This window comes from Prochlorococcus marinus str. MIT 0919 (genome assembly GCF_027359375.1).
GTDB lineage: Bacteria > Cyanobacteriota > Cyanobacteriia > PCC-6307 > Cyanobiaceae > Prochlorococcus_D.
On record NZ_CP114779.1, the window covers coordinates 1,237,236 to 1,260,516 of the forward strand.

Consider the following 23,281-nt stretch of genomic DNA (forward strand, 5'->3'; position numbering starts at 1 on the left):
CTTGCTTTGTAATTTTAAAAGTCATCACTATTGATGGCTGCTCTCACAACGATCATTTTTGTTATGACTGTTGAAGGCTTGATGTCTGATAACAACTGCAGACCTCGTACAGGAGAGGAGATTAGATCTGCGTTTTTGAAATTTTTTGCTGAACGTGGCCATCAAGTTTTACCAAGTGCTTCATTAGTCCCTACCGACCCAACAGTGTTATTGACTATTGCTGGAATGTTGCCATTCAAACCGGTTTTTTTGGGTCATGAAAAAAGACCAGCTTCAAGAGTTGTTACTAGTCAAAAATGTATTCGGACAAATGACATTGAGAACGTAGGACGAACAGCCAGGCATCAAACTTTCTTTGAGATGTTAGGTAACTTCTCTTTTGGAGATTATTTCAAGAAAGAAGCAATTCAATGGGCCTGGGAATTGAGTACAAAAGTTTATGGCTTGGACCCTAGAAATATTGTGATTAGTATCTTTCGTGAAGATGATGAAACTGAGGGAATTTGGCGAGATGTTGTTGGGGTAAAGCCTCAACGGATTATTCGAATGGACGAAGCTGATAATTTTTGGACATCTGGTCCAACAGGCCCCTGTGGCCCTTGTTCAGAGTTGTACTATGACTTTGCACCAGAACTTGGTGATGAATCTATTGATTTAGAAGATGACACGCGATTTATAGAATTTTATAATTTGGTTTTTATGCAATACAACAGAGATACGAGTGGCAATCTTACATCGTTGGCAAATTGCAATATTGATACAGGTATGGGCTTGGAAAGAATGGCTCAGATATTACAGGATGTTCCCAACAATTACGAAACTGATTTGATATTTCCACTTTTAACTCACTTAGCCAATTTACTGGGCGTTAATTATCAGACCTTAGATGATAAAACAAAGGTTTCTTATAAGGTGATTGGAGATCACATTAGAGCATGTGTTCAACTGATTAGCGATGGTGTTGTCGCAAGTAATTTAGGTCGAGGGTATATCTTGCGAAGGCTCCTAAGGCGAGCTGTTAGGCATGGTCGTCAAATCGGTATTGATAAGCCTTTTTTACTTGATATCGGAAATGTAGCTATTCATTTAATGAAGTCTTCATATCCGCAGCTTCTGAAGCGTAAAGATTTTATTTTGAAAGAAATTGATCAAGAGGAATTACGTTTTTTAGAAACTTTGGGTAGAGGTGAAAAATTGTTAGATGATATTTTAGGACGGCATCCTAAGCAAATTACAGGTGAACAGGCTTTTGAGTTATACGATACTTATGGATTTCCATTGGAATTAACAGAGGAAATTGCGAAAGAAAACTCTTTGCAAGTTGATTTGAAGGCTTTCGACGAGGCAATGGAACGACAGCGACAAAGAGGAAAAGCAGCTGCAACAACAATTGATTTAACTGTACAAGAGGTAATTGATAAGACTGTGAGAAGTATTAAGCCAACAATTTTTCATGGATATCATTCTTTGCAGGAAGTTGGCATCGTCCAAGCACTCATAGTTGATGACAAACTAGTGGAAGAAGTAAATCAGGGAGACAAAATACAAATTATTCTAGACAGTACACCTTTCTATGGTGAATCAGGTGGGCAAGTAGGCGATAAAGGGATTGTATATCGAGAGACTCATGATGATTGTTTAATTCAAGTACATAATGTGATTCGCAATAATGATGTATTTGTACATAGTGGATTAGTACAGAATGGAACTTTAAAAGTTGGCGATTTGATTCACTCTAGTGTTGATGCTATTAATCGGCGATGTGCTCAAATTAATCATACGGCTACACATCTTTTACAGGCAGCTTTGAAAGAAGTCATAGATTCCGATATAAGCCAAGCTGGATCGCTCGTTAGCTTTAACCGTCTTCGCTTTGATTTTCAGTGTAATACTGCTTTGAAATCAACTGATCTACAACAAGTAGAGGATTTGATTAATTTATGGATTTCTGAATCACATACTTTAGTAGTTAACGAAATGAATATTAGTCAAGCTAAAGCAGCTGGTGCTGTTGCGATGTTTGGAGAAAAATATGGTAAAACAGTACGAGTGGTTGATGTTCCAGGGATATCTATGGAACTTTGTGGTGGAACACACGTTGCTAATACTTCAGAAATAGGAGCGTTTAAAATTGTGAGTGAATCCGGAATTGCCTCTGGAATTCGCAGAATTGAAGCAGTTGCGGGCCCAGCTATTTTGAATTACTTAGAAGAGCGAGAACTAGTTGTAAAAACTTTGTCAGACCGATTTAAAGTTCAACCTAATAAAATTGTTGATCGTGTTAACACCTTGCAAGAAGAAGTAAAAGTATTGGCAAAATCACTTTTAAAAGCTCAGGAAGACATTGCATTTGCCAAGACGTCAGCATTATTAACCAATGCTATATCTATAAAAAATAGTCAATATATTGTAGCTCGTCTAGATGGAATATCAGCTGATGCGCTTGAGGTTGCTATTAAGACTTTACTTTCTAAATTAGGAGATAATTCTGCCATAGTACTTGCAGGGGTGCCTAACTCTAATGAGCCAAATAAAGTCATTTTTATAGCTGCTTTCGGGAAAAATGTTGTTTCTGATGGCTTAAATGCTGGCAAATTTCTTGCACCCATAGCCAAGATCTGTGGAGGAGGAGGTGGTGGACGTCCAAATTTTGCACAAGCTGGAGGGAAAGACTCTAAATCTTTGGATCAAGCATTGGACTTTGCAAAAGAGCAGTTTGCCTCAACATTAAGTTAACTTTACTCTTGGAGATATGTACTTTGTCTAAGACTGGCTTCTATATGATTTATAAAACGTTGAGCATCATCAATTTGTAAGTTTCCTTTTTGTATTGCTAATTCACTTGCTATTCGTAACCTTTCTAATAGTTGCTCTGATTCGTGTTCCATTGCATTAAGTACTTCTGCTTTAGTATTCCCCCGTATCACATGTTTTAATTTGTAGCTTCCATTTGCTGATAATCGTATATGTATTGAATTTGTACTTCCAAATAAATTGTGTAAGTTACCCATTACCTCTTGATATGCACCTCCAAGAAACATTCCTATCCAATAATCTTCAGATGGGTAAAGAGTATGTAACTCAAGCAAGGGTTTTACTTGACCATTATCTATAAATCTTGCTAATTTCCCATCAGAGTCACACGTTAAGTCTGCAAAATGGCCTAATTGAGTTGGTTTTTCATTCAATCGATGTATTGGCATAATAGGAAATAATTGGTCGATAGCCCATGTATCTGGGGCTGATCGGAAAACTGATAAATTTGAATAATATATTTCTGCTAATGATGTATTTAACTCCTGAAGTTCTTCAGGAACTAATTTATTTTTCGGTAGTTGTATTGATAATGCTTTAGCACATGCCCAGGTCAGTTGTTCGGCTATTGCTCTTTCTAATAGGTCAATGTACCCCAATCGAAAAGCGGCAAGTGCATCTTCCTTAAACTTAAGCGCATCATTCCAAGCTTCTTGTAATTTTGATATATCAGCTTGATTTTGTACATTTATATTGGATATTGTAGTTAATGTCATACGTAGATTCTGAACACTGAGGCATTCGTCAGCTCTTTGGATTGGAATATCAGTAGGAACTGAACTTACGCCTAGTATATTGAATACTAATAAAGAGAAATGACTAGATAAAGCCCTTCCACTTTCACTTATCAATGTAGGAACTTTTATATTTTTTGCTTTACAACATTCTTGAATAGTAGCTACCACATCATTAGCATAATTTTGTAGTGAATAATTTGTAGAAGCTAAAGTAGCTGTTCTGCTTCCATCATAATCGACCCCTAAGCCACCTCCTACATCTAGGTATCCCATTGGAGCACCTAGTTTGCTTAGCTCAATATAAATTTGCCCTGCTTCTTGTAGTGCATTTTTCAAAATAGCAATGTCATTAATTTGGCTACCTACATGAAAATGTAGGAGGATTAATTCATTGATTAAATTGGCATCGGCTAATTTTTTGACAGCTTTTAAGATTTCTGGGATTGATAATCCAAATTTCGAATTTGCTCCAATAGAGTTTCCCCATCTTCCACTACTTTCACTTGAGAGCTTTGCTCTTATGCCGATTAGTGGTGCTGCGCCTAGTACCTTGCTGGCTTTAATAATTCTATCAACTTCATCAGACTGCTCAATAACGACTACTGGTTGCCGCCCAATTTGTCTACCAAGAATAGCAGTCTCTATATACCTTTGATCTTTATAACCATTGCATATTAATAATGCTTCAGGGTCATCTAATAATGATAGTGCAATTAATAACTCTGCCTTACTGCCTGCCTCGAGGCCGAAATTCCATTGCTTTCCACATCTAACAATTTCTTCTAAAACATGTCGTTGTTGATTGCATTTAATAGGAAAAACTCCTTTGAATTTAGCGGAGTATTCATATTGATGAATGGCTGTTTCGAAAGAAACATGTAACTTTTTTAACCTATCTTCAAGTATGTCATCAAAACGGAGGATTAGAGGGGTTTTTATGTTTCTACTTTTTAACTCTTTGACTAAATTTTTTAGATCGAGAGATTCGTTTTTGTTTCCTTTAGGATAGACGTTAATATTTCCTAATTCATTAATTGAAAAATAATCTTTCCCCCATAGGTCTAGCCCGTATAAAAGAGCACTATCTTCTATGCTCCATTCATTCTTCTTACTAGTTTCGTTTCTGGGAGACAAATTTTTAGGAGAAAAAGTTCATTGCATACTTCTAATTATAAGAACAGATGTTTTTTCATCCTATGGCTTGACTTGCCAAGGGGGTCCTTGACAGTAGACCATAGCTCCATCTGCATTTATTTATTTCCATGGTTGTCGAAAGAACTTTTCTTGCGATCAAGCCTGACGGCGTGCAGCGAGGATTGGTGGGTGAAATCGTGTCTCGTTTTGAACGTAAGGGGTTTAAATTAATTGCTCTTAAGCAACTTATTCCAAGTCGGGAGCTTGCTGAGAAGCATTATGGTGTTCATAAGGAGCGTCCTTTTTTTCCTGGTTTAGTTGACTTCATTACTAGTGGACCCGTTGTCGCGATGGTATGGGAAGGGAATGGTGTAATAGCTGGTGCCAGAAGGGTAATCGGTGCAACAAAACCTCTTGAGGCTGATCCTGGAACTATTCGAGGAGATTTAGCTGTAGATATCGGAAGAAATGTGATTCATGGATCTGATGGTGAGGAAACTGCTGGTTTTGAAATCAACTTATGGTTTGATTCATCTGAGATTAATGATTGGCAACCTGCTGACCAATCATGGAGGGTAGAAAACTAGTTTTGCTTTAGAAAACGATTCCAGTTAAAGATTTTGAGAAATTCTTTTTCTTCATCAGTAAGCGATTCATTACAAATGGATTTAGCTAATAGTTCAGAAGTAATAGCAGACAAAAGGACTCCATTTCGATTATGACCTGTCGCAAGCCAAAGACCTTGAATAGGTGATGTACCAAGTATTGGCTTTGAATCAGGTGTGCAAGGTCTAAACCCCCACCAGCGTTCCATTTGTGGCCATGATGAAGCATGTGGTAACAGGCTATGCATGCCTTTTTGTAATTCCTGTTGTCCATGGGGTGTAAGGCCTTCAGTAAAGCCAACTTTCTTCTCACTTGTTGCTCCAACTACAATTAGACCATCTTCTCTTGGGACTAGATATATCCCTGGTCCAAAGAGAATTTTTTGGAGTGTATTTTGGGGACCTTGTATTGAAAACATTTGCCCCTTTACTGGAAAAATAGGTATTTTTTTCAACAGTTGATTACTCCATGCCCCACAGCACAAAAGAGCTTCCTTGGAATATATTTTCTCTCGTTGACGTTCTTCATTAGACACAAGAACTCCTTCAAAAGTATTTGCTTTTGTTATTAATTCAAGCACTTCTACTCCTTCTCTAAATCTGACTCCTAATGCAACACAAGCTTTCTGAAGGGCTTTCATTAAAAGACGTCTATTGTCTATTTGCCCATCTTTGGGAAAAAGTAATCCTGTTTTCCATTTAAATCCAATGCCTGGGATTTCTTTTTCTAGATCCTGACGACTTAGAATTTCACCTAAGTAAGCAGTGGGATAGTTATTTCTTGCTTCATCATTTAAAAATGGAACAATTATTCCGCAGAACCTTAAGCCACAATTGATTTGACTATTTTTTTCAATTTCTTTGATCCATTCAGGTATTTTAAATAGACTGGCTCTGCCAAACTCTAAGAGACTTTTACTGAGACCTTCTGCATGTGGCGCGAGCATTCCTGCAGCTACAAAACCGGCAGCTTCATTTCTACTCCTGCTTAATATCTCTACAGCTCGCCCTTTCCTGGCTAACTCATGAGCAATTGCGAGTCCAATAAGACCACCGCCGAGAATTAGCAATCGTTCTGTTTTGCGAGTGACCATTGTTTGGCTTTTCTAAAATTAATTTTGAATTGTTTAGATCCACTTGTCTATTACAACTGTTCAATTCTTCCATAGGATGGAGGGATGTTGGGTGGTATTTGAGTCATGACTAAATCTAATACTGATTGGGAAGCAGTGATTGGTTTAGAAACTCATGTTCAGTTAGGTACTGAAAGCAAGATCTTTACATCTGCTTCTACGCAATTTGGAGATGCACCAAATACTCATATAGATCCGGTCGTTTGCGGTTTGCCTGGAACATTGCCTGTTTTAAACAAAAAAGTTCTTGAATATGCAGTCAAAACTTCCATGGCTTTAAATTTGCAAATAGCTAGACACTGCAAATTTGATAGGAAGCAATACTTTTACCCTGATCTTCCTAAGAATTATCAGATATCTCAATTTGATGAACCTATTGCAAAAGAAGGGTGGATAGAAGTGGAAGTTGCTCAAAAAGGTAAAGAGACTTATCTCAAAAAAATTGGTATTGAAAGGTTACATATGGAAGAAGATGCAGGGAAATTGGTTCATGCAGGAAGTGATCGCTTGGCAGGTTCTTCACATTCCTTAGTTGATTACAATCGTGCAGGTGTTGCTTTGGCTGAGATAGTTAGCAAGCCAGATTTGCGCACTGGCAGAGAAGCAGCTGAATACGCCTCAGAAATTAGACGAATAGTGAGATATTTAGGTGTTTCAGATGGCAATATGCAAGAAGGGTCTTTGCGATGTGACGTTAATATTTCAGTTCGACGGGGCCCTAAAGCTCCCTTTGGCACCAAAGTCGAAATTAAGAATATGAATTCCTTTTCTGCTATTCAGAAGGCTTGTGAATATGAGATTGAAAGACAAGTTAAACTATATGAAAATGATGGGATTGTTAAGCAAGAAACAAGATTGTGGGATGAATCTAAACAGTTAACTAAAAGCATGCGATCTAAGGAAGGAAGTAGTGATTATCGATATTTCCCAGACCCAGACTTAGGTCCTATAGAAGTTAGTCCTGAAATCCAATCAAAATGGGAATCTGAATTACCTGAGTTGCCTTCAATGAAGAGACATAGATATGCTAAAGAGCTTGGTTTATCTACATATGATGCAAGGGTTTTGACAGATGAATTATCAATGGCACAGTATTTTGAAGAAGTCGTTTCAGAAGGGGTTGATCCCAAAATGGCATCTAATTGGATTACTGGAGATTTAGCAGCTTACGTTAATGCGAATAAGAAGAATCTTCTTCAACTGCCATTTCAGCCAAAACAATTAGCTGAAATGGTTCAAATGATTGACAGTGGAAAAATTAGTGGAAAAATCGCTAAGGATATTCTTCCAGAATTACTTAAGTCTGGTGGCTCTCCGAAAGATATCGTCGAGAAGAAAGGTTTGGGAATGATAAGTGACCCTAAATTGATCACTTCAATGGTTATTGAACTCCTGGAAAGTAATCCTCAAGAAGTAGAAGCATTTAGAGGAGGTAAGACAAAGTTACAAGGATTCTTTGTTGGTCAATTGATGAAGAAAACGAGTGGGAAGATAGATCCAAAATTAGCTAATAAAATTCTTCTAGAGAAGCTACAAGCTTAAATTATCTAAATTAAAGACTCTACATTTTTATATAATTGACTTAGGCTCCCATTATTTAGAATTACTTTATCTGATAACTTTTCTTTAATTTCCAAAGACCATTGAGCAGAAATTCTTTGCTCTGCGATTTCTCTAGTCACTTTATCCCGATTAATTATTCGATCGATTTGTTTTTCTTTACTGCAACTAACAAGCCATATTTCACTACATAGATAACTCAAATTTGCCTCAAATAGTAGTGGTATTATTAGTACGATTGTAGGGGAAAATTTATTTTTATCAAGCTCAGAGTTAAATCTTTGCTCTACTATTGGATGCAATATACTTTCTAGCCAAATTTTTTCTTGTTTGTTTTGAAATATAATCTCTCCTAATTTTTTACGATTGATTATTTCAAGATTACTTTTCTTTTCGAGAATAATGGAACCGTATCTTTTTACCACAGCTTTTGTGGATATTGTCCCCGGAGCAAGTGCTTGTCGTGAAAACAAGTCTGCATCCAAAATTATTAAATTTTTCTTTTCTTCTAAGTATCTTCCTGCTGAGGTTTTGCCACTAGCAATACTGCCAGTTATCCCTATACGACGTTGAGAAACTTTCCACTTTTGCAAATTAGTTGCCTTCTGACATTGTTCTCCTATAAAGAAGGATAATGGTTAACCTTCTTTCGTAGGAAAGGTATTGAGCACTTCCAAATTATCGCTATGGACTCCTATCCCGGGCGGTGTAACTGCTCCGGAGGGATTTAGCGCGTCAGGAATTGCTGCGGGGTTAAAACCTTCTGGCAATCTAGATCTTGCATTAATTCTCGCTCCTGAAGGTTCTATATGTGCAGGTGCTTTTACACAATCAATAGTTAGAGCATCATGTGTTGATCTTTCTAGAGATAGGTTAAAAAGCACTTTTGGAAAAGTAAGAGCAGTTCTCATTAATTCTGGTCAGGCAAACGCTTGTACAGGTGAGAGAGGTTTACTTGATACTTTGAGCGCTTCATCGAAATTAGCTGATCTTTTAGGGCTAAAAAATGATCAGGTTGTAATGTGCTCTACAGGTGTGATTGGAGAGCCAATCGCAATGCCTAATTTACTTTCAGGCTTAGAAAAACTTGTTGCAAGCTTGAACGATGAGGATGGAACTAACGCAGCTAACGCAATATTGACTACGGATTTAGTCACTAAACAAATAGCTTTTGAAAGAATTTTAGGAGATACAAAAGTCAAAGTTGGTGGAATGGCTAAAGGTTCTGGGATGATTCATCCCGATATGGCAACTATGCTTGGATTTTTGACTTGTAATATAGGCGTGCCTTATCCAATTTGGTCTGAAATGGTTAAAGAGGCTGTTAACAACTCATTTAATTCAATAACGGTTGATGGAGACACAAGTACTAACGATACTTTTTTAGCTTTTTCTGCAGGACCTCCTTTGCATACTAAATATTTTGACTTACTACAAGATGGTTTGAATATGGTTACTCAATCTTTAGCTAAATCCATTGTTAGGGACGGTGAGGGTTCTAATTGTTTGATAGAAGTTCAAGTTGATGATGCACATGACTCTGCATCTGCTTTAAAAATGGCCAGGACTATTTGCAGTTCTTCTTTAGTGAAAACTGCCGTTCATGGTTCAGATCCCAATTGGGGGAGAATCTTAGCGGCTGCAGGTCGCTCAGAAGTAAGCTTTGATCCTGATCAAATATCATTGTGGATCGGCTCTCATCAATTAATACAAAATGGGTTTCCTATAGATTTTGATAGGGATCAAGTCTCTATTTATATGAAAAGCAAATTGCAAAATATTAGTGATCAAAATAATACTTTATTGATTAGGTTAAGTCTTGGGAATGGTGTTTCGCAAGGTGTTGCATGGGGATGTGACCTTTCAGAAGAATATGTCAGAATTAATGCCGATTACACTACATAGTTCATAATCCAAGTTATAGCAATTACCTTCAAGGTGGATTTTTTGACGATATATCATTGCAATGATATTGTCGATCAGTGGGCAGAATGACCTTAATAGCTTTTTAAATTTTAATCACAATATTTTAGTAGCTATAGACTCCCATCATTACTTGAACTTTGAGACATATTTATAAAATAACGATTAAAATCGTAATAGAGCTCTATTAATTGCAATAGATCTAGTCGACTTTTGATCATGGACTGTCAAATTACTGGATGAACCATTAATTTGCATGCTAAGAAGATGTTATGCAGTTGGTTAAATCCCTACACAGACAGCTTTTGCGAATCGCTACTTAAAATCCATTAACTTTGGACTGGTAGAGGTTCTTATGATTAATTGTAAATAGTTACTGTGAGGTTGTAATATAATACTGACTTCTCTACCTATCAAAGTAGGACTTATTATCGTATGGCAAAAAAAGGTACCAGGATAATTGTCACCTTAGAGTGTACTGAGTCTCGCTCGGTTCCTAGTTCAGAGAAGCGTTCTCCTGGAGTTTCAAGATACACAACAGAAAAAAACCGTAGAAACACAACTGAGAGGCTGGAACTTAAGAAGTTTTGTCCAGAGTTAAATAAGATGACTATCCACAGAGAAATTAAATAATCATTGCTCCAGTTTACTCCTGAATATTTCAGTCACCTTAAATTAAATATATATAAACTCTTTGCAAGTTAATAGAGTAGACCTTCTGGCTTGGATGAAATTTAGCTATAAAGATATGCATCTTTGTATCCATAGAATACTAGTGAATTAAAGAATACATATGACACCCAACCTAAAAAATAGTTGAGGATTAATCCTAGGAAGATAAAGCCTTCGCGCATAAAGAGCAAGTAATTAATTAGATTAAATGGTAAAAATATCATTACGAAAATCACTATTAGACCCAACACCTTCCATCCATTTATTTCTGCCAAGTATCGACTTTTTCTCATTGATTCTAGTGGTCCTAGCATTTCCATTTCACTTATCACTCCAACATAAAGATATCTTTTCATTAGAATCAAACCCGGAATTATCAAAAATATTAAACCTCCAATGATACATGGAATAGTTATCAAATTGACTATGAATACTTTCCAGGCCTTTTTTACAATTAGATTTGTCTTAGGATATAAAAATGATGATTTTTTTTCGTAACTTCTTAAGGAAGTCATTAATATTGGGAAGAATAATAAACCACCTATTAAGTCAAGGAACCATAGGGCTGGGTAAAACCCAGCAATGAGTGAAGTAATTCCAACCAGGCAAATAAATGATGGAACTGTTTTTTGAACAACTTCTGTGTTAAATGGTGTAGATAATGACTTTGAAATTAAATTAGCTTTTAATGTGCTCATTCATCTAAAAATGGCTTTAGCATCACTGTAATGGATGTCTTGATTTAGTCACTCACTATCCTTACATTAGTATTTCTTACCAAGTTGAATCTGGAGCCTGTAACTTAAAGGATTTGGTTGTATTCTTTATTATTGGTCATCTCTTGAAACGAAGCAGATTTTTCTCTAAGAATTTCAAAATTACCCGAAGCTTTTATTCTTCCATTCTCAAACTCATAGATACAATCAGACTCTGTAACAGTTGATATTCTATGTGCAATTACAATTATTGTACTTCTTCTTCCAATAATTTCTATAGACTCCATCACTTGCGCCTCTGTATTATTGTCTAGAGAACTTGTGGCTTCGTCTAAAATTAATAACTTTGACTTTCTATAAAATGCTCTAGCAATAGATATTCTTTGCCTCTGCCCACCCGATAATTGAATACCATTTTCACCAATTTCTGTGTAAATTCCTTCAGGCATTTGACAAATTAGATCAGCTATTTGTGCCGCTTGTAATGAATCCCAAACTCTATCTATATCAATTTTTTCAGTAGGTATTCCATAAGCAACATTTTCTAAGACATTACTGTTTAGAAGATTTATATATTGAGGTACATAAGAACAACATGCCTGCCATGCCGGAATCTCTGATTCTGTAACATCAACTCCATCAATTTGGAGAGATCCTGTAATTGGCCTTAGCAATCCTAATAGTTGGTTTGCCGTTGTTGTTTTCCCGCTTCCTGTTTTGCCTACAAATGCTATTCTTGCACCTACGGGTATAGTCATACTTATATTTTTGAGAATCAAGTCATCACTTTTGGGATATTTATAATTAATTTTATTTAGTCTAATATATTTTTTTGGCTCTATCCCTTTTGGTGAAGGTACGGAATTAGAATTAATTGTTATTCTATTATCTTTTTGCTTAATTAATTTGATCATCTCTTCCAAATCTGGTGTTCCTGACCTCAGTACAGTTAAACTTTTGAAAAGTGATTGAAGAGGAGGTGTAAGTTTTAATGATGCATAAGCAATTGTGGCAATAAAAGGAAGGACTTCAAGAACATTTGCCGTTTCCCCACTCTTAATAACTGGTGACATACCTATTAAGAATATTAATGTAATTCCAAATGCTTCTAATAAAGCACGTGGTGCTTGAGATAATGCTTGTGCTTTCCATACATAGGGTATAACCTTATCACCGACACGTTGATATTTATTTTCAAAATAACTTTCAGAACTTGTTAGATGAACATCTATTATTGTTCTCATTGATTCCGTAAAAATATTGTTTGTGGCTTTTTCAAGTTCATTCCTTTTACGATTTGAAAATCTTATAAAAGGAGTAATGGAGAAAGTAAATACTAGGTAACATATTACCATGCTGATTATTATATAGATTGCAGCTTTTTTAGTAATAGCTATTACAGCTATAGAGACAAATACTATTGAAAAAATTGTACTTAAAACTTCTAGAACCGCTAAAACACTTTCTTCAGATACTCTTCTAATGACAACCAATGCTGTTGTTGATATATCGCTATTTTTTTGGCCTATAAAATATTCATATGGACTTAACAAGGTGTTTCTTAAGGCTATTGCGGAAAGGTCTTTATAGATAAGTGCTTTAAGTCTGCTTTGCTGCCCTATCAAAAATAATTTTAGAAAGTTAGCTACCCAATTCATGCCTATATATATGAAAACAAGTATTAATATCTTCGTGTTTGGATTCTCTGGGAAGAGATTTCCTAGCGGAATCGTAGGGGCATTCTCCTGACCAGCTATTAATGTGAATATTCGTCCTATTAAGGCAACAACTATTACATCAGCAGTTGCCGTTGTAATCGATAACGGCAATAGGCGAATTAAGGACTTCTGTCTTTTTTTAGGCAGAGTCTTAAAAAGACTCAGCAGTAGCCTGTAGGTTTTACTTCGCAAAACGGCCATTTATAAAAAATACTCAGCATTAGCACTTTTGCGAGCTGGGTTGGCCAGTTTCTATGCTGTTTAGACTTTTTAGAAAAAGAATGTTTGCAATTGAAGCCTTATATAATTAACTCTTAAAGATTTTATAATTAAGCTAACTTCATTTTAATTTAGTATTGATTTTGTTAATTATACTTGGATATAAATTTAGTATATATATTGTTTAGCTTCATTTTCTTTATTCCAAATTAGTTTTTATTTAACTGTAATTTTGCTTCTTTTTAGGAGCATGAGTAGAAGGGGTCTTTCAACCCCTATGGATCATTTGGTTAATAAGGCTGATCTAACCCCATCTCCTTACAAAGGGTCAAGCAGCAACAGGGGCTGTTTGACGGGAGAAACTAACGATGTTGTTAGCGTTTATGGTTTTGCTCATACCGAGCAGGCTTCAGTCACCCGCCTTATATTCCGTCGAAACCATTGCAGCCCCTCTAAGTAAGAAAATGGAGCTGAGCGGAATCGAACCGCTGTCCGAAATACTGGTGTGGATCACCTAGTCCATTTAGAAATGGACATCTTTATTTTTGCAGGATTCTTGCTATACGGGTAATAATTTTGAGATCAATGAATGATTTTTCAAATTTTTAGTAAGTCATGAAAGTCTTAGCTGTTTTACCACCAGGTCTTGAAACTGAAGGGGCAAATGAATTGCAGGCTTTAGGAGCTTTAGATGTTAAACCCTTTAAGGGGAGTGTATTTTTTCAAGCAGATTTGAGTTGCTTATATAGGGTAAATCTTTTAGCTAGACTTCCATTTCGTTTTTTAAGAGAAATTGCTCGTTTCTCTTGTCGAAGCCCAAAAGAACTTTATTGGAATATTCAAAATGCATTTAATTGGAATATATGGTTACACCCTTCTAAAACTTTTCGAGTAGATGTTTCGGGTATTAGTGATTTATTGCCTCATACACACTTCACAGCTTTGCAAGTTAAAAATGCTCTCGTCGATTTTCAACGAAATAATTGGGGGCATCGGTCAGACATAGATACAGAAGAACCAGATATTTGTTTTCATTTGCACCTAAATGGTCATGAAGCCGTTTTGAGCCTTGATACAGCAGCATTCAGCCTTCATAGAAGAGGTTATCGACCCGCTATGGGTCTAGCCCCATTGAAAGAGAATCTTGCTGCTGGATTAATACGATTAACTGGATGGGATTTTTCGACACCGTTAGTTGATCCATTATGTGGCTCAGGTATTTTATTAATAGAAGCCGTAAGTATGGCTATTGGAATAGCACCTGGATTAAATAGATCTTATCTTTTTGAAAATTGGCCAGATTTTGATTCAGATTTGTGGGATTCTCAAAAGGATTTTGCTCAAGGAAAAGCTTTATCTAGGCCAAAAATATCTAAGATCATTGGTTGCGAGAAAGATTTCAATGTAGCTAACCAAGCAAAAGACAATATTAAAGAAGCTGGATTGGAACAATTTATTGAAATTCACAATAGTGATTTTGGTGATCTGGAACTACCCAATCAGAAAGGTTTTCTTGTATGCAACCCCCCGTATGGTAAAAGAAGTGGAAGTGAAGAAGACTTGCCAAGTCTTTATCAAAAATTAGGTTCTTTTTGTAAGCAAAATGCATCTGGTTGGCAACTTTGGTTGCTGAGTGGAAATCCAAACTTAAGTAGATATTTATATCTAAAAGCTAATAAACGTGTTCCTATTAGCAATGGAGGCATTGACTGTCGATGGTTACATTATTCAATTAAATGATCAATTAAGGCTTACCAAAAACTGCTTTGGTTGTCTTTGTGATTCCTTCAAGTGTTTCCGGGAGATAAGGACCTTTTGCAAGATGACCACCAAGTCTCAAGCAAGCTCCAGCAATGGTGATATTGATCAAGCTGAGAACTATAAGGGTCCCTTCAAAATTTAAATTAGTTCGACTCTGTAGCCATAGTCCTAATAATATTTCGCATGCGATTAGTGCAAATAACATCAGTATTCCCCCTGTAGCAAGAAAAATACCTCCACTGATTAATCGACGTTTTTCTCTATCCATTTCTTGCAAGGCAATTCGGACGTGAAGGTCCATAACTGAACTTGCAAGAGCTGTTACTCTTGCTGCTGCTCCTAATTTTTGTTTGTTTGTTTGATGATGATTTTCCATTAAGATCTTTTACCTCCCGCGAGCAGTATTCCGAGTAAAACACCTAAACCAGTTGCAATGCCAATAGCAAGTAACGGTCTTTTTCGAATTGGCTTCTCAATACGTGGTCTTAAGGTTTGATTTAATTCATCTAGTAGATCTTCTAATTGCTTCTCTAAAGGTTCTAGGCTGTCCGCAAGATCCTTGGTGCGATCAGAGGCAGAATTAAAGAGTTCTTCTAATTGTTCTTTTACTCCATACGAAGTTTTGCCTGAATGTGAGGAAATAACACGAACCACTTCATCAAGGCTTCCCTTTGTAGCTTCTAGCGTTTGCTTGGCGACTTCAGGCCATCGCTCTTGGATTCTTGGTAGCAAGGCATCAAATTGATCACTGAACCATTGCTCAGAAAGATCTTTATGAGATTCAGTGTTAGCTGATGCCTGGGCTTCGAAGGGCGAGGAATTCACAGATTCCATAAATCCAGACTATTTTTTCAAGCCTAGTAACCACATTGACTCAATGGAACCCTTGTATTAGTTGATCTTTTCAAATCAACGCAACAATTCGATTTCATTTGGATATTGTTTTTCTTAAGGTTTAAAGACATTGAAAAGTCTTCTTTGCTTACATTCATTTGCTATATGAAGGCTTCTAGTGCTAGAGGTCTTGTGTAACTTATTTAGTGATCATGGACGTCGGATTGTCTGCAATGTTTTTTGCGTCCAATACTATCCCTACCGATTTTGGCCTTATTCTTGCCTCTATAGCTGGTGCAGGGAGCTTGCTTTTGATTGCATTGCGGTTTGTTCCTGGGGATTGAATCCAAGCTCTTTTACGCTTTAATATCTCTATAAAATCCCTATACGGTAGGGGTTTGTTTTGTTTCGAGTGCATTTTTCTCTGAACAAAGACTTTGCATTAATTAATTTTTGTCTAAGTTCAGTATTCGCTAAAAGTTCAAAATTTAACTTCCTGTTTATTAAAGTTATGTCTTGCAAGGAATCAATTGATTTGAATCTTCAGCAAAAATTTCAAACTGAGCAATTAATTAGAATTATTTATGCTTGTGAAGATGTAGGAATGCTTAGAGATATAGCCGTTGAGCTAGTAAAACTAAATCAAAAGAAAACAGCTATAGCTAATTTTTCAGCTAGAATGGCATGTAAGACCGAACAGTTAAAGCTGAACAAGAAAATGTAACTTCATTTTTATTCACTCTAGTGATTAAATTATTTCAAAGAAGATGGATTTTGCTTGAGCATAGAGTTTCCAGAAATCAGATAGATGATATGCACTTTGACTTTCTTCTAGAAGATAAGATTGATTGTAGAACTTGGAGATTAGAAGCAATACCTAAACTCGAAGGCCCCTCCATTTTTGTTAAGGATAGTTCTCCACATAAACTTAAATGGTTGGATGTAGAACAGTCTTATATCTCTGGAGGAAGAGGCTGGGTCAAGCGTGTTGAAGGGGGTATTTTTTTAGGGGATTTGCCACGAGATCCTCAAGAGAGAATTTTGATAGAGCTAAGAAGTCAGACCATCTTTGGCAACTTTGAGTTAGTTAAAAATACTTGCAGACTATATCTTTAGAAAAATTCAATTTCATTTAGCTAATGAAGACTTGAGCTTCTTGAAGGCTTCGCTAGTCTTTGGTCTCTATAGCTTTTGTCCTGTTGGTTTACATCAATCAGGTAGAGCTTACACATTTTAAGTCCTTTGGGGGATCGATGAGGATCCCTTTGGAAAAGGGATTTACTGTTGTAACTGGACCTAATGGATCTGGTAAAAGCAATATTCTTGATGGAATTTTGTTTTGCCTTGGCTTGGCTACGAGCAGAGGCATGCGAGCTGATAGGTTGCCTGATCTTGTTAATAGTGGGGTTTTGAGAGCGGGTAAATCAGCAGAGACAGTTGTTTCGGTTAGGTTTGACCTCCATGATTGGGAACCTGATTTAGCAGAAGATGGCCTAGAGATTCCTGAAGAAGGACCATGGATTAAGCATGGTCAGAAAGAGTGGATTGTTTCTAGACGTCTACGAGTGATGCCAGGAGGTTCCTATAGTTCTATTTACAGTTCGGATGGTGAGATATGTACTTTGCAGCAACTTCAAACTCAATTGAGACGTTTGAGAATTGACCCTGAAGGAAGCAACGTAGTGATGCAGGGTGATGTAACTCGAATTGTTTCTATGAGCAATAAAGATCGCCGGGGACTGATTGATGAATTGGCAGGTGTTGCACTTTTTGATCATCGCATTGAGCAAGCTCGTACAAAGCTTGACAATGTTTTTGAACGTCAAGAACGTTGTCGAATTGTTGAGCAAGAGTTACTTGCCTCTAAGCAGCGCTTAGAGAAAGATTGTGAAAAAGCTAGGCTATACAAACAGCTTAAAGATGAATATCAGCTTGTTAGGCAGCAAGAATCTGTCTTAGCTTTTAAGGCCGCCAAAGAAGCTTTTGAGGAGCTTAAAATCCGTAGAAGGAAGTTATTAGAAAAAGAAACACTTGATAGAAACTCTCTTCTTGAAGTAGAAAAAAAACTTGCAGACTCCTCCAATAAATTGCAAATACTGCAAAAAGAAGTTAAAGCTTTAGGAGAAGATAAATTAATCGCTGTTCAAGCAGAAATAGCAGGCTTAGAAACTCAATCACGTGAGCTAGATAGGCAAGCTATTCACAACAAAGAAGAAGGTCAAAAATTGCAGGAAACAAGAAAAGATTTAATTGCCCGACAACATTCAATACAAGAAGAAACTCCTTCAAGAATAGATTCTGACTTACCTTTCAAACTTCAAACTGCAGAGGCTAAATATAAAGATGCTCAAGCAGCTTTAGAAGTTTCAAAAAGAAGACTTGCTGATATAGCAGGCCATTCAGGGGATTTGATTGATCAGCAAAGGGATTTAACAGCAACTCGTCAAACATTGCATCTAGAGCTTAGGCCTCTTCAGGAAGAGCAACAAAAATTGGAAGAGGGACTTTTACAGATTGGAGAAAGAGTAAAAGAGCTTACAGCTGATCAGGATCGAGACACTGTGGAGGATCAAAAAATACAAAACGAGTTGGAAGGCCTTAATAGAGAATGGGAGCAACTCCTAAATGAGATTGAGACTACAAAGCAAGAGATTAAAGTGAAAAATGACCAGTTACTTTTACAGGAAAGAACTCGATTACGTCTTTCTAAAGATCAAACAAGAATTGAGAAAGAAATAGCTCGTTTAGAAAGTAGGAGAGAAACTTTACAGGAAAGCAGAGGTACTGGGGCTCTAAGGCTTTTACTCCAATCTGGGTTGGAGGGTATTCATGGACCTGTAGCAAAGTTAGCTGAAGTAGATAATCATCATCGCCTTGCTTTAGAAGTTGCTGCAGGAGCGAGAATTGGACAGATAGTGGTTGATGATGATCATATTGCTGCGAAGGCAATTGATTTGTTAAAAAAGAAAAAAGCAGGAAGATTAACTTTTTTACCTCTTAACAAAATCCGTAAGTTAGGAGTTTCAAGAAATCAAGATCATTTATTAAGGGGTACAAATACAAACATTAATGGCCTCCTTGGTAAAGCAGTTGACCTTATTGCATTTGATCCAATTTATAAATGCATTTTTGCTTATGTCTTAGGAGAAACTCTTGTTTTTAATGATATTAATTCTGCTCGAGATCATTTAGGCAAATATCGTTCTGTAACTCTTGCTGGAGAACTATTAGAAAAAACTGGTGCAATGACAGGTGGTAGTTTGATAGGTAGAAGTAGTTATTTAAGCTTTGGCAATAGTTCTGAAACAGATGAAATAGAGCCTTTACGAAACAGATTGCTTGACTTAGGAGAAACTCTTTTAAAGTCTGCTCAAGAAGAAAATGATTTAATTAACTTTTTAGAAAACCATCGCTCTTTGTTAAGGAACTTAGAGCAGAAACAGGCTTCCTTAGATGCTCAAAGGTCAGCATTTAAGCGTTCTAATGGCCCTTTATTTGAACGAACCAAAGAAAGAAATGATAGATTAAACTCTTTAGATAATACTAAAAATGATTATACGAAACGATTAAACTTGCTTGCCAAGAAAATTAAACCCTTAATTGCTCGGCTGGAAGATATAGATAAGAATTACAAGTTATTTGATGCTGGTGAGCATTCTGATAATTGGCGTCAAATGCAGGAGGGATTTAAAATTGCAGATTTAAATTTTGAAGAAGCTCGTGCAGACAGAGATCAAATTTTAAATGAAAAAAGGAAGGGTGAATTAGTTTTAGAACGGATGGAAGACAAAAAGAATTCACTTTTTATTGAGCAAAACCGTTTACAGGATGCAATAGATTTATTAGCTAAACAACATAAGCAATGGAAAGAACAAAGTATAATTTTAGTAGAGAAAAAAAATAAACTTGAACTAGAGAAAAAAAATCTTGAAACAAGTTTTGGTGAAAAGCGTAAAGAAAGGGATAAGGCAGAGGCTGAACTTTCAAATGCTCGTCAATTATTTCAGGATATGCAATGGAAATTAGAAAGATTAGTAGAAGATATTAAAAGCCTTGATGAGGAATTAAGGTCAAGTGAGGTTAGAATTTGTGAATTAGAAAAAAATCTTCCCGATCCATTACCTGAGATTTCAGAAGAAGTTATTTCACAAGGATTAGAGGCCCTGCAGAATCAATTAAAAGACATTGAAAAACGTATTGAAGCGTTAGAACCAGTCAATATGCTTGCTTTGGAAGAATTAGAAAAACTAGAATTGAGACTCACGGATCTTGCTGAAAAGCTAGAAGTTTTAACCGAAGAACGCTCTGAATTACTTTTGCGTGTTGAAACTGTTGCGACTTTGAGGCAAGAGGCTTTTATGGAAGCTTTTCAAGCGGTAGATGGTTATTTTCGTCAAATTTTTGCGAGTTTGTCTGAAGGCGATGGGCATCTTCAGCTTGATAATTCTGACGATCCTCTTGAAGGAGGACTTACTTTAGTTGCTCATCCAAAAGGTAAAGCTGTGAGAAGACTGGCTGCGATGTCTGGAGGGGAAAAGTCATTAACTGCTTTAAGTTTCTTATTTGCATTACAACGTTTTCGCCCTTCACCATTTTATGCATTAGATGAAGTTGATAGTTTTCTCGATGGCGTCAATGTTGAACGTTTATCAGCTTTAATTGCTAGTCAGGCAGAGGATGCACAGTTTATGGTTGTTAGTCATCGTAGGCCAATGATTGCCGCTGCAACAAGAACTATTGGTGTCACTCAAGCACGCGGATCTCATACACAGGTTGTTGGTTTGCCTACTGCTGCCTGAAAAAAATGCCAATATTCTTACTTTTGAGTCAAAATGATTTGAACACTTCAGAAAATAAGGACATAGTTTGACCAATACGCAATTCCCCAGCGACTCATCTGAAGCGATACCAACTGACAGGCTTTGGTTGCGTGCAGAATTGATGGGAACGCAGGTCATTACTACTGATACAGGGCGCCGTTTAGGAGTTGTTGGAGAGGTTGTTGTTGATATAGACAGACGTGAAGTGATAGCGCTTGGATTGAGAGATAACCCATTGACTCGTTTTTTACCTGGGCTTCCAAAATGGATGCTTCTTGATCGAATTCGACAAGTAGGGGATGTAATTTTAGTTGACTCAATTGACTCTTTAAGTGAAAACTTTGAATCTGATAGGTATAGCAAGGTAATCAATTGTCAAGTGATTACTGAATCAGGTGAGCAATTAGGAAGAGTCCTTGGCTTTTCTTTTGATATTGAGACTGGAGAGTTGATTAGTTTAGTTATGGGTGCGTTGGGTGTGCCGCTTTTAGGGGAGGGTGTTTTAAGTACTTGGGAAATCCCTGTAGATGAAATCGTTAGTAGTGGTGCTGACAGAATTATTGTTTATGAGGGAGCAGAAGAGAAATTGAAACAATTAAGTAGCGGTTTGCTAGAAAAATTAGGAGTAGGAGGTACTAGTTGGGAAGAAAGAGAAAGAGAAAGATATCGAGTCAATCTTGTGCCAGTAGAGAATCAATTGTCTTCTGGGGAAGATTTGGTACAGGAGCAAAAGGTTTTACAAGCTTCATCTCAAGAAGTGTTTCAAGAAGAAGAACAAGAATTAGAATATGTTGAGTTAGAAGATAGTAATAAATTCAGAGAATTAAAATCTAGATACTTAGAAGATCCGATTCCTACAAGTACGGATCAATATAACGAATACTATGAAGATGATATTCAATTAGGTCAATACAATGAAGAATATCGCTCAGCTTCAAAAAAACGGAATATAAATGACCAGCCTATTAATGAAGTCCAGATGCAGAGTCGTCGAGCAATACAAAATAACGATGAATTATTAGATGTTGAACCGATGGAAGAAAATAGTTTAGAGAATACAGAAATTCCAATTACAAAAGATCAATCGATCTTAGATAATCATGATTCAATCGAGGATCCTTGGTAATACTTTTCTAATTTATTTTAAACATTTTTATCATTAACAAATGATTTAGGTATTAAGTTAATTATTTCAACTGCCATTCTTTCTGCTGCACCAGGTTGACCTCTTAAACTTCTTAAATCTTCTTTTTGACCTTTAAGTCTTTCAGGGGAAGATATCCATTCAAATGCTTCCTTTGCTATGTCTTTAGGGTAAATATCACCAATTCTTTCAGGCACAATCATTTTATTTGCAGTTATATTTGGCCATGCCATATAGCGATTTTTTCTCATCCGCCATAGTGAGATTAAAATACCAATAAAATATTTTAATATTGGTAGTCTAGAAATTATTCCCATTAATCCATCCCATGCTTCCATAACGTGAATATGTTGTGTGGGAACAATCACAATCATTGGTATACCTAAAGCTCCTAATTCAGCAGTATTTGCACCTACTGTTGTTAAGGCTAATTGGCATTGAATAAGAGCCTTGTGGGCTGGATGATCTTCGATTAGCTCTATCTCAGTCCCGTTCAATGTGATCAATTTTTTACACTCTTTATTTTCGAAAGACGAACTAATTTGCTTAATACCGGATTTATATTTACTAGCAATGGAGTTGTGTTGCGCATTACTAAAGTATTCTAATTCTTGTATACATGTAGTAGGTGCAACGGGTAGTAAGAAGTGACATTCCGGCATCAATTTTGATAATTGATCTGCTAACTCTAGAAAAAAAGGAATACCTACGGAAAGTTTGGCTTTTTTAGAGCCTGGTAACAAAGCGATCCATTTATCTTTAGTTAAAGAGTACTCGTTGCTGCCCTGAATATTTAAATCAGCCATTAAATCACCCACAACTGTACAACGATTCCTAATGGATTTAGGGATAGATTTTTTTACTTTATTTGACATCGCTGCAATACGATTATTCCAATGTGGCCACCTTGCAACCCATTCAGCATAAGTTATATGCTGAAAGCCTAATCTTAAAGATAATAAAACAGTCCAGAATTGATCTCCGCCCAGAAAAATTACGATCCCTTCATTTGAGAATGAATGATATTTATGAGGCTTAATTAATAAATGCCAGAATGATTTCGGACGAGATATTGTTTCAAAATAATTCCATTTTTTAGCAACTTCATGCTCACTCCCTGTTGCATTTGGGCATGGGACTAAAACCAAATGCTTTTTGATTAGAACAGATTTAGTTTTATGAATGGCTTCTATTTTTGAATTTAGTTTTTCTACAACAGGTTTAACCCAAGTAGATATTTCCCCTGGACCATTAGAAACAATTACCAATGAAAAAGTTTTTGATTTATTTTTTGTGGTGGTTATTGAATGCAATTTCTAGTTAAATCATGCGGATGGCGAGACTTGAACTCGCAAGGCCAAAGCCACACGCTCCTTAGACGTGCGTGTCTACCAATTCCACCACATCCGCTTGAGAATCTAAGTCAAAAGACTAGGTTCAATCAGATCATAACGGCAACCATTATTCAAGATCTTTCGAATAAAGGGGTCG

The 23,281-nt window shown here is 36.5% G+C and carries 19 protein-coding genes and 1 tRNA gene; 11 read left to right on the forward strand and 9 right to left on the reverse strand.

Features of this window, described 5'->3' with window-relative positions; all coding sequences use genetic code 11:
* The first annotated feature begins 63 nt into the window (after positions 1–63).
* Entirely contained in the window at positions 64–2,736 is a 2,673-nt protein-coding gene (alaS, locus tag O5635_RS06760) for an alanine--tRNA ligase (protein WP_036902120.1), read from the forward strand.
* Positions 2,737–2,738: 2 nt separating this feature from the next.
* Here the strand turns inward: alaS and speA are convergent, their stop codons facing one another.
* On the reverse strand, positions 2,739–4,685 hold the full coding sequence (gene speA / locus O5635_RS06765; protein WP_036901810.1) for a biosynthetic arginine decarboxylase: 1,947 nt from the start codon (positions 4,683–4,685) through the stop codon (positions 2,739–2,741).
* A 128-nt stretch (positions 4,686–4,813) separates the two neighbouring features.
* Here speA and ndk point away from each other — a divergent pair, with 128 nt between their 5' ends.
* Positions 4,814–5,272: a nucleoside-diphosphate kinase gene (ndk, locus tag O5635_RS06770; protein ID WP_036901808.1), complete on the forward strand. Its 459-nt coding sequence runs from the start codon at positions 4,814–4,816 to the stop codon at positions 5,270–5,272.
* Here ndk and O5635_RS06775 read toward each other — a convergent pair.
* Entirely contained in the window at positions 5,269–6,384 is a 1,116-nt protein-coding gene (locus tag O5635_RS06775; RefSeq protein ID WP_036901806.1) for an NAD(P)/FAD-dependent oxidoreductase, read from the reverse strand. The genes ndk and O5635_RS06775 overlap by 4 nt on opposite strands.
* A 105-nt stretch (positions 6,385–6,489) precedes the next feature.
* Between O5635_RS06775 and gatB the strand changes: the two genes are divergently transcribed.
* Positions 6,490–7,965, forward strand: a complete 1,476-nt coding sequence (gene gatB, locus O5635_RS06780; RefSeq protein WP_036901802.1) for an Asp-tRNA(Asn)/Glu-tRNA(Gln) amidotransferase subunit GatB — start codon at positions 6,490–6,492, stop codon at positions 7,963–7,965.
* A 5-nt stretch (positions 7,966–7,970) separates the two neighbouring features.
* Here the strand turns inward: gatB and coaE are convergent, their stop codons facing one another.
* A complete protein-coding gene (gene coaE / locus O5635_RS06785; RefSeq protein ID WP_036901801.1) occupies positions 7,971–8,576 on the reverse strand; it encodes a dephospho-CoA kinase in 606 nt (201 codons plus the stop codon).
* Positions 8,577–8,646: 70 nt separating this feature from the next.
* On the opposite strand from coaE, the gene argJ reads away from it, so the two are divergent.
* Together argJ and rpmG are read left to right on the forward strand one after the other, a co-directional pair.
* Entirely contained in the window at positions 8,647–9,888 is a 1,242-nt protein-coding gene (argJ, locus tag O5635_RS06790) for a bifunctional glutamate N-acetyltransferase/amino-acid acetyltransferase ArgJ (protein WP_036901799.1), read from the forward strand.
* A 453-nt stretch (positions 9,889–10,341) separates the two neighbouring features.
* Positions 10,342–10,539, forward strand: a complete 198-nt coding sequence (gene rpmG, locus O5635_RS06795; RefSeq protein WP_036901798.1) for a 50S ribosomal protein L33 — start codon at positions 10,342–10,344, stop codon at positions 10,537–10,539.
* A 101-nt stretch (positions 10,540–10,640) separates the two neighbouring features.
* Here the strand turns inward: rpmG and O5635_RS06800 are convergent, their stop codons facing one another.
* The gene (locus O5635_RS06800; RefSeq protein ID WP_036901797.1) at positions 10,641–11,276 is read right to left on the reverse strand and encodes a hypothetical protein; all 636 of its coding nucleotides are present in this window, start codon (positions 11,274–11,276) and stop codon (positions 10,641–10,643) included.
* Positions 11,277–11,380: 104 nt separating this feature from the next.
* Positions 11,381–13,213, reverse strand: a complete 1,833-nt coding sequence (locus O5635_RS06805) for an ABC transporter ATP-binding protein (RefSeq protein WP_036901795.1) — start codon at positions 13,211–13,213, stop codon at positions 11,381–11,383.
* 633 nt (positions 13,214–13,846) lie between these two features.
* Between O5635_RS06805 and O5635_RS06815 the strand changes: the two genes are divergently transcribed.
* Positions 13,847–14,971, forward strand: a complete 1,125-nt coding sequence (locus tag O5635_RS06815; protein ID WP_036901794.1) for a THUMP domain-containing class I SAM-dependent RNA methyltransferase — start codon at positions 13,847–13,849, stop codon at positions 14,969–14,971.
* Positions 14,972–14,975: 4 nt separating this feature from the next.
* Here the strand turns inward: O5635_RS06815 and O5635_RS06820 are convergent, their stop codons facing one another.
* Both O5635_RS06820 and O5635_RS06825 read right to left on the reverse strand, forming a co-directional pair.
* Positions 14,976–15,368, reverse strand: a complete 393-nt coding sequence (locus O5635_RS06820) for a phage holin family protein (protein WP_036901791.1) — start codon at positions 15,366–15,368, stop codon at positions 14,976–14,978.
* A complete protein-coding gene (locus O5635_RS06825) occupies positions 15,368–15,826 on the reverse strand; it encodes a DUF883 family protein (RefSeq protein WP_036901789.1) in 459 nt (152 codons plus the stop codon). The genes O5635_RS06820 and O5635_RS06825 overlap by 1 nt, the downstream gene beginning before the upstream one ends.
* 212 nt (positions 15,827–16,038) lie before the next feature.
* Here O5635_RS06825 and O5635_RS06830 point away from each other — a divergent pair, with 212 nt between their 5' ends.
* The 5 genes from O5635_RS06830 to O5635_RS06850 all read left to right on the forward strand — a co-directional run bounded on the left by O5635_RS06830 (position 16,039) and on the right by O5635_RS06850 (position 21,772).
* Positions 16,039–16,170 (forward strand): hypothetical protein, encoded by a 132-nt coding sequence (locus tag O5635_RS06830; protein WP_152557290.1) that lies wholly within the window; start codon positions 16,039–16,041, stop codon positions 16,168–16,170.
* A gap of 167 nt (positions 16,171–16,337) precedes the next feature.
* A complete protein-coding gene (locus O5635_RS06835; RefSeq protein ID WP_241462943.1) occupies positions 16,338–16,550 on the forward strand; it encodes a hypothetical protein in 213 nt (70 codons plus the stop codon).
* A gap of 20 nt (positions 16,551–16,570) precedes the next feature.
* Positions 16,571–16,942: a hypothetical protein gene (locus tag O5635_RS06840; protein WP_052042821.1), complete on the forward strand. Its 372-nt coding sequence runs from the start codon at positions 16,571–16,573 to the stop codon at positions 16,940–16,942.
* An 83-nt stretch (positions 16,943–17,025) separates the two neighbouring features.
* Positions 17,026–20,625, forward strand: coding sequence for a chromosome segregation protein SMC (gene smc / locus O5635_RS06845; protein WP_036902112.1), 3,600 nt, complete (start codon positions 17,026–17,028; stop codon positions 20,623–20,625).
* A gap of 67 nt (positions 20,626–20,692) precedes the next feature.
* Complete coding sequence (locus O5635_RS06850; protein ID WP_036901786.1) at positions 20,693–21,772, forward strand: PRC-barrel domain-containing protein; 1,080 nt, start codon at positions 20,693–20,695, stop codon at positions 21,770–21,772.
* A gap of 17 nt (positions 21,773–21,789) precedes the next feature.
* Here O5635_RS06850 and O5635_RS06855 read toward each other — a convergent pair whose 3' ends face one another.
* Together O5635_RS06855 and O5635_RS06860 are read right to left on the reverse strand one after the other, a co-directional pair.
* A complete protein-coding gene (locus O5635_RS06855) occupies positions 21,790–23,103 on the reverse strand; it encodes a glycosyl transferase (protein WP_081934279.1) in 1,314 nt (437 codons plus the stop codon).
* A gap of 15 nt (positions 23,104–23,118) precedes the next feature.
* Positions 23,119–23,200, reverse strand: a tRNA-Leu gene (locus O5635_RS06860).
* Between the last annotated feature and the right edge of the window lie 81 nt (positions 23,201–23,281).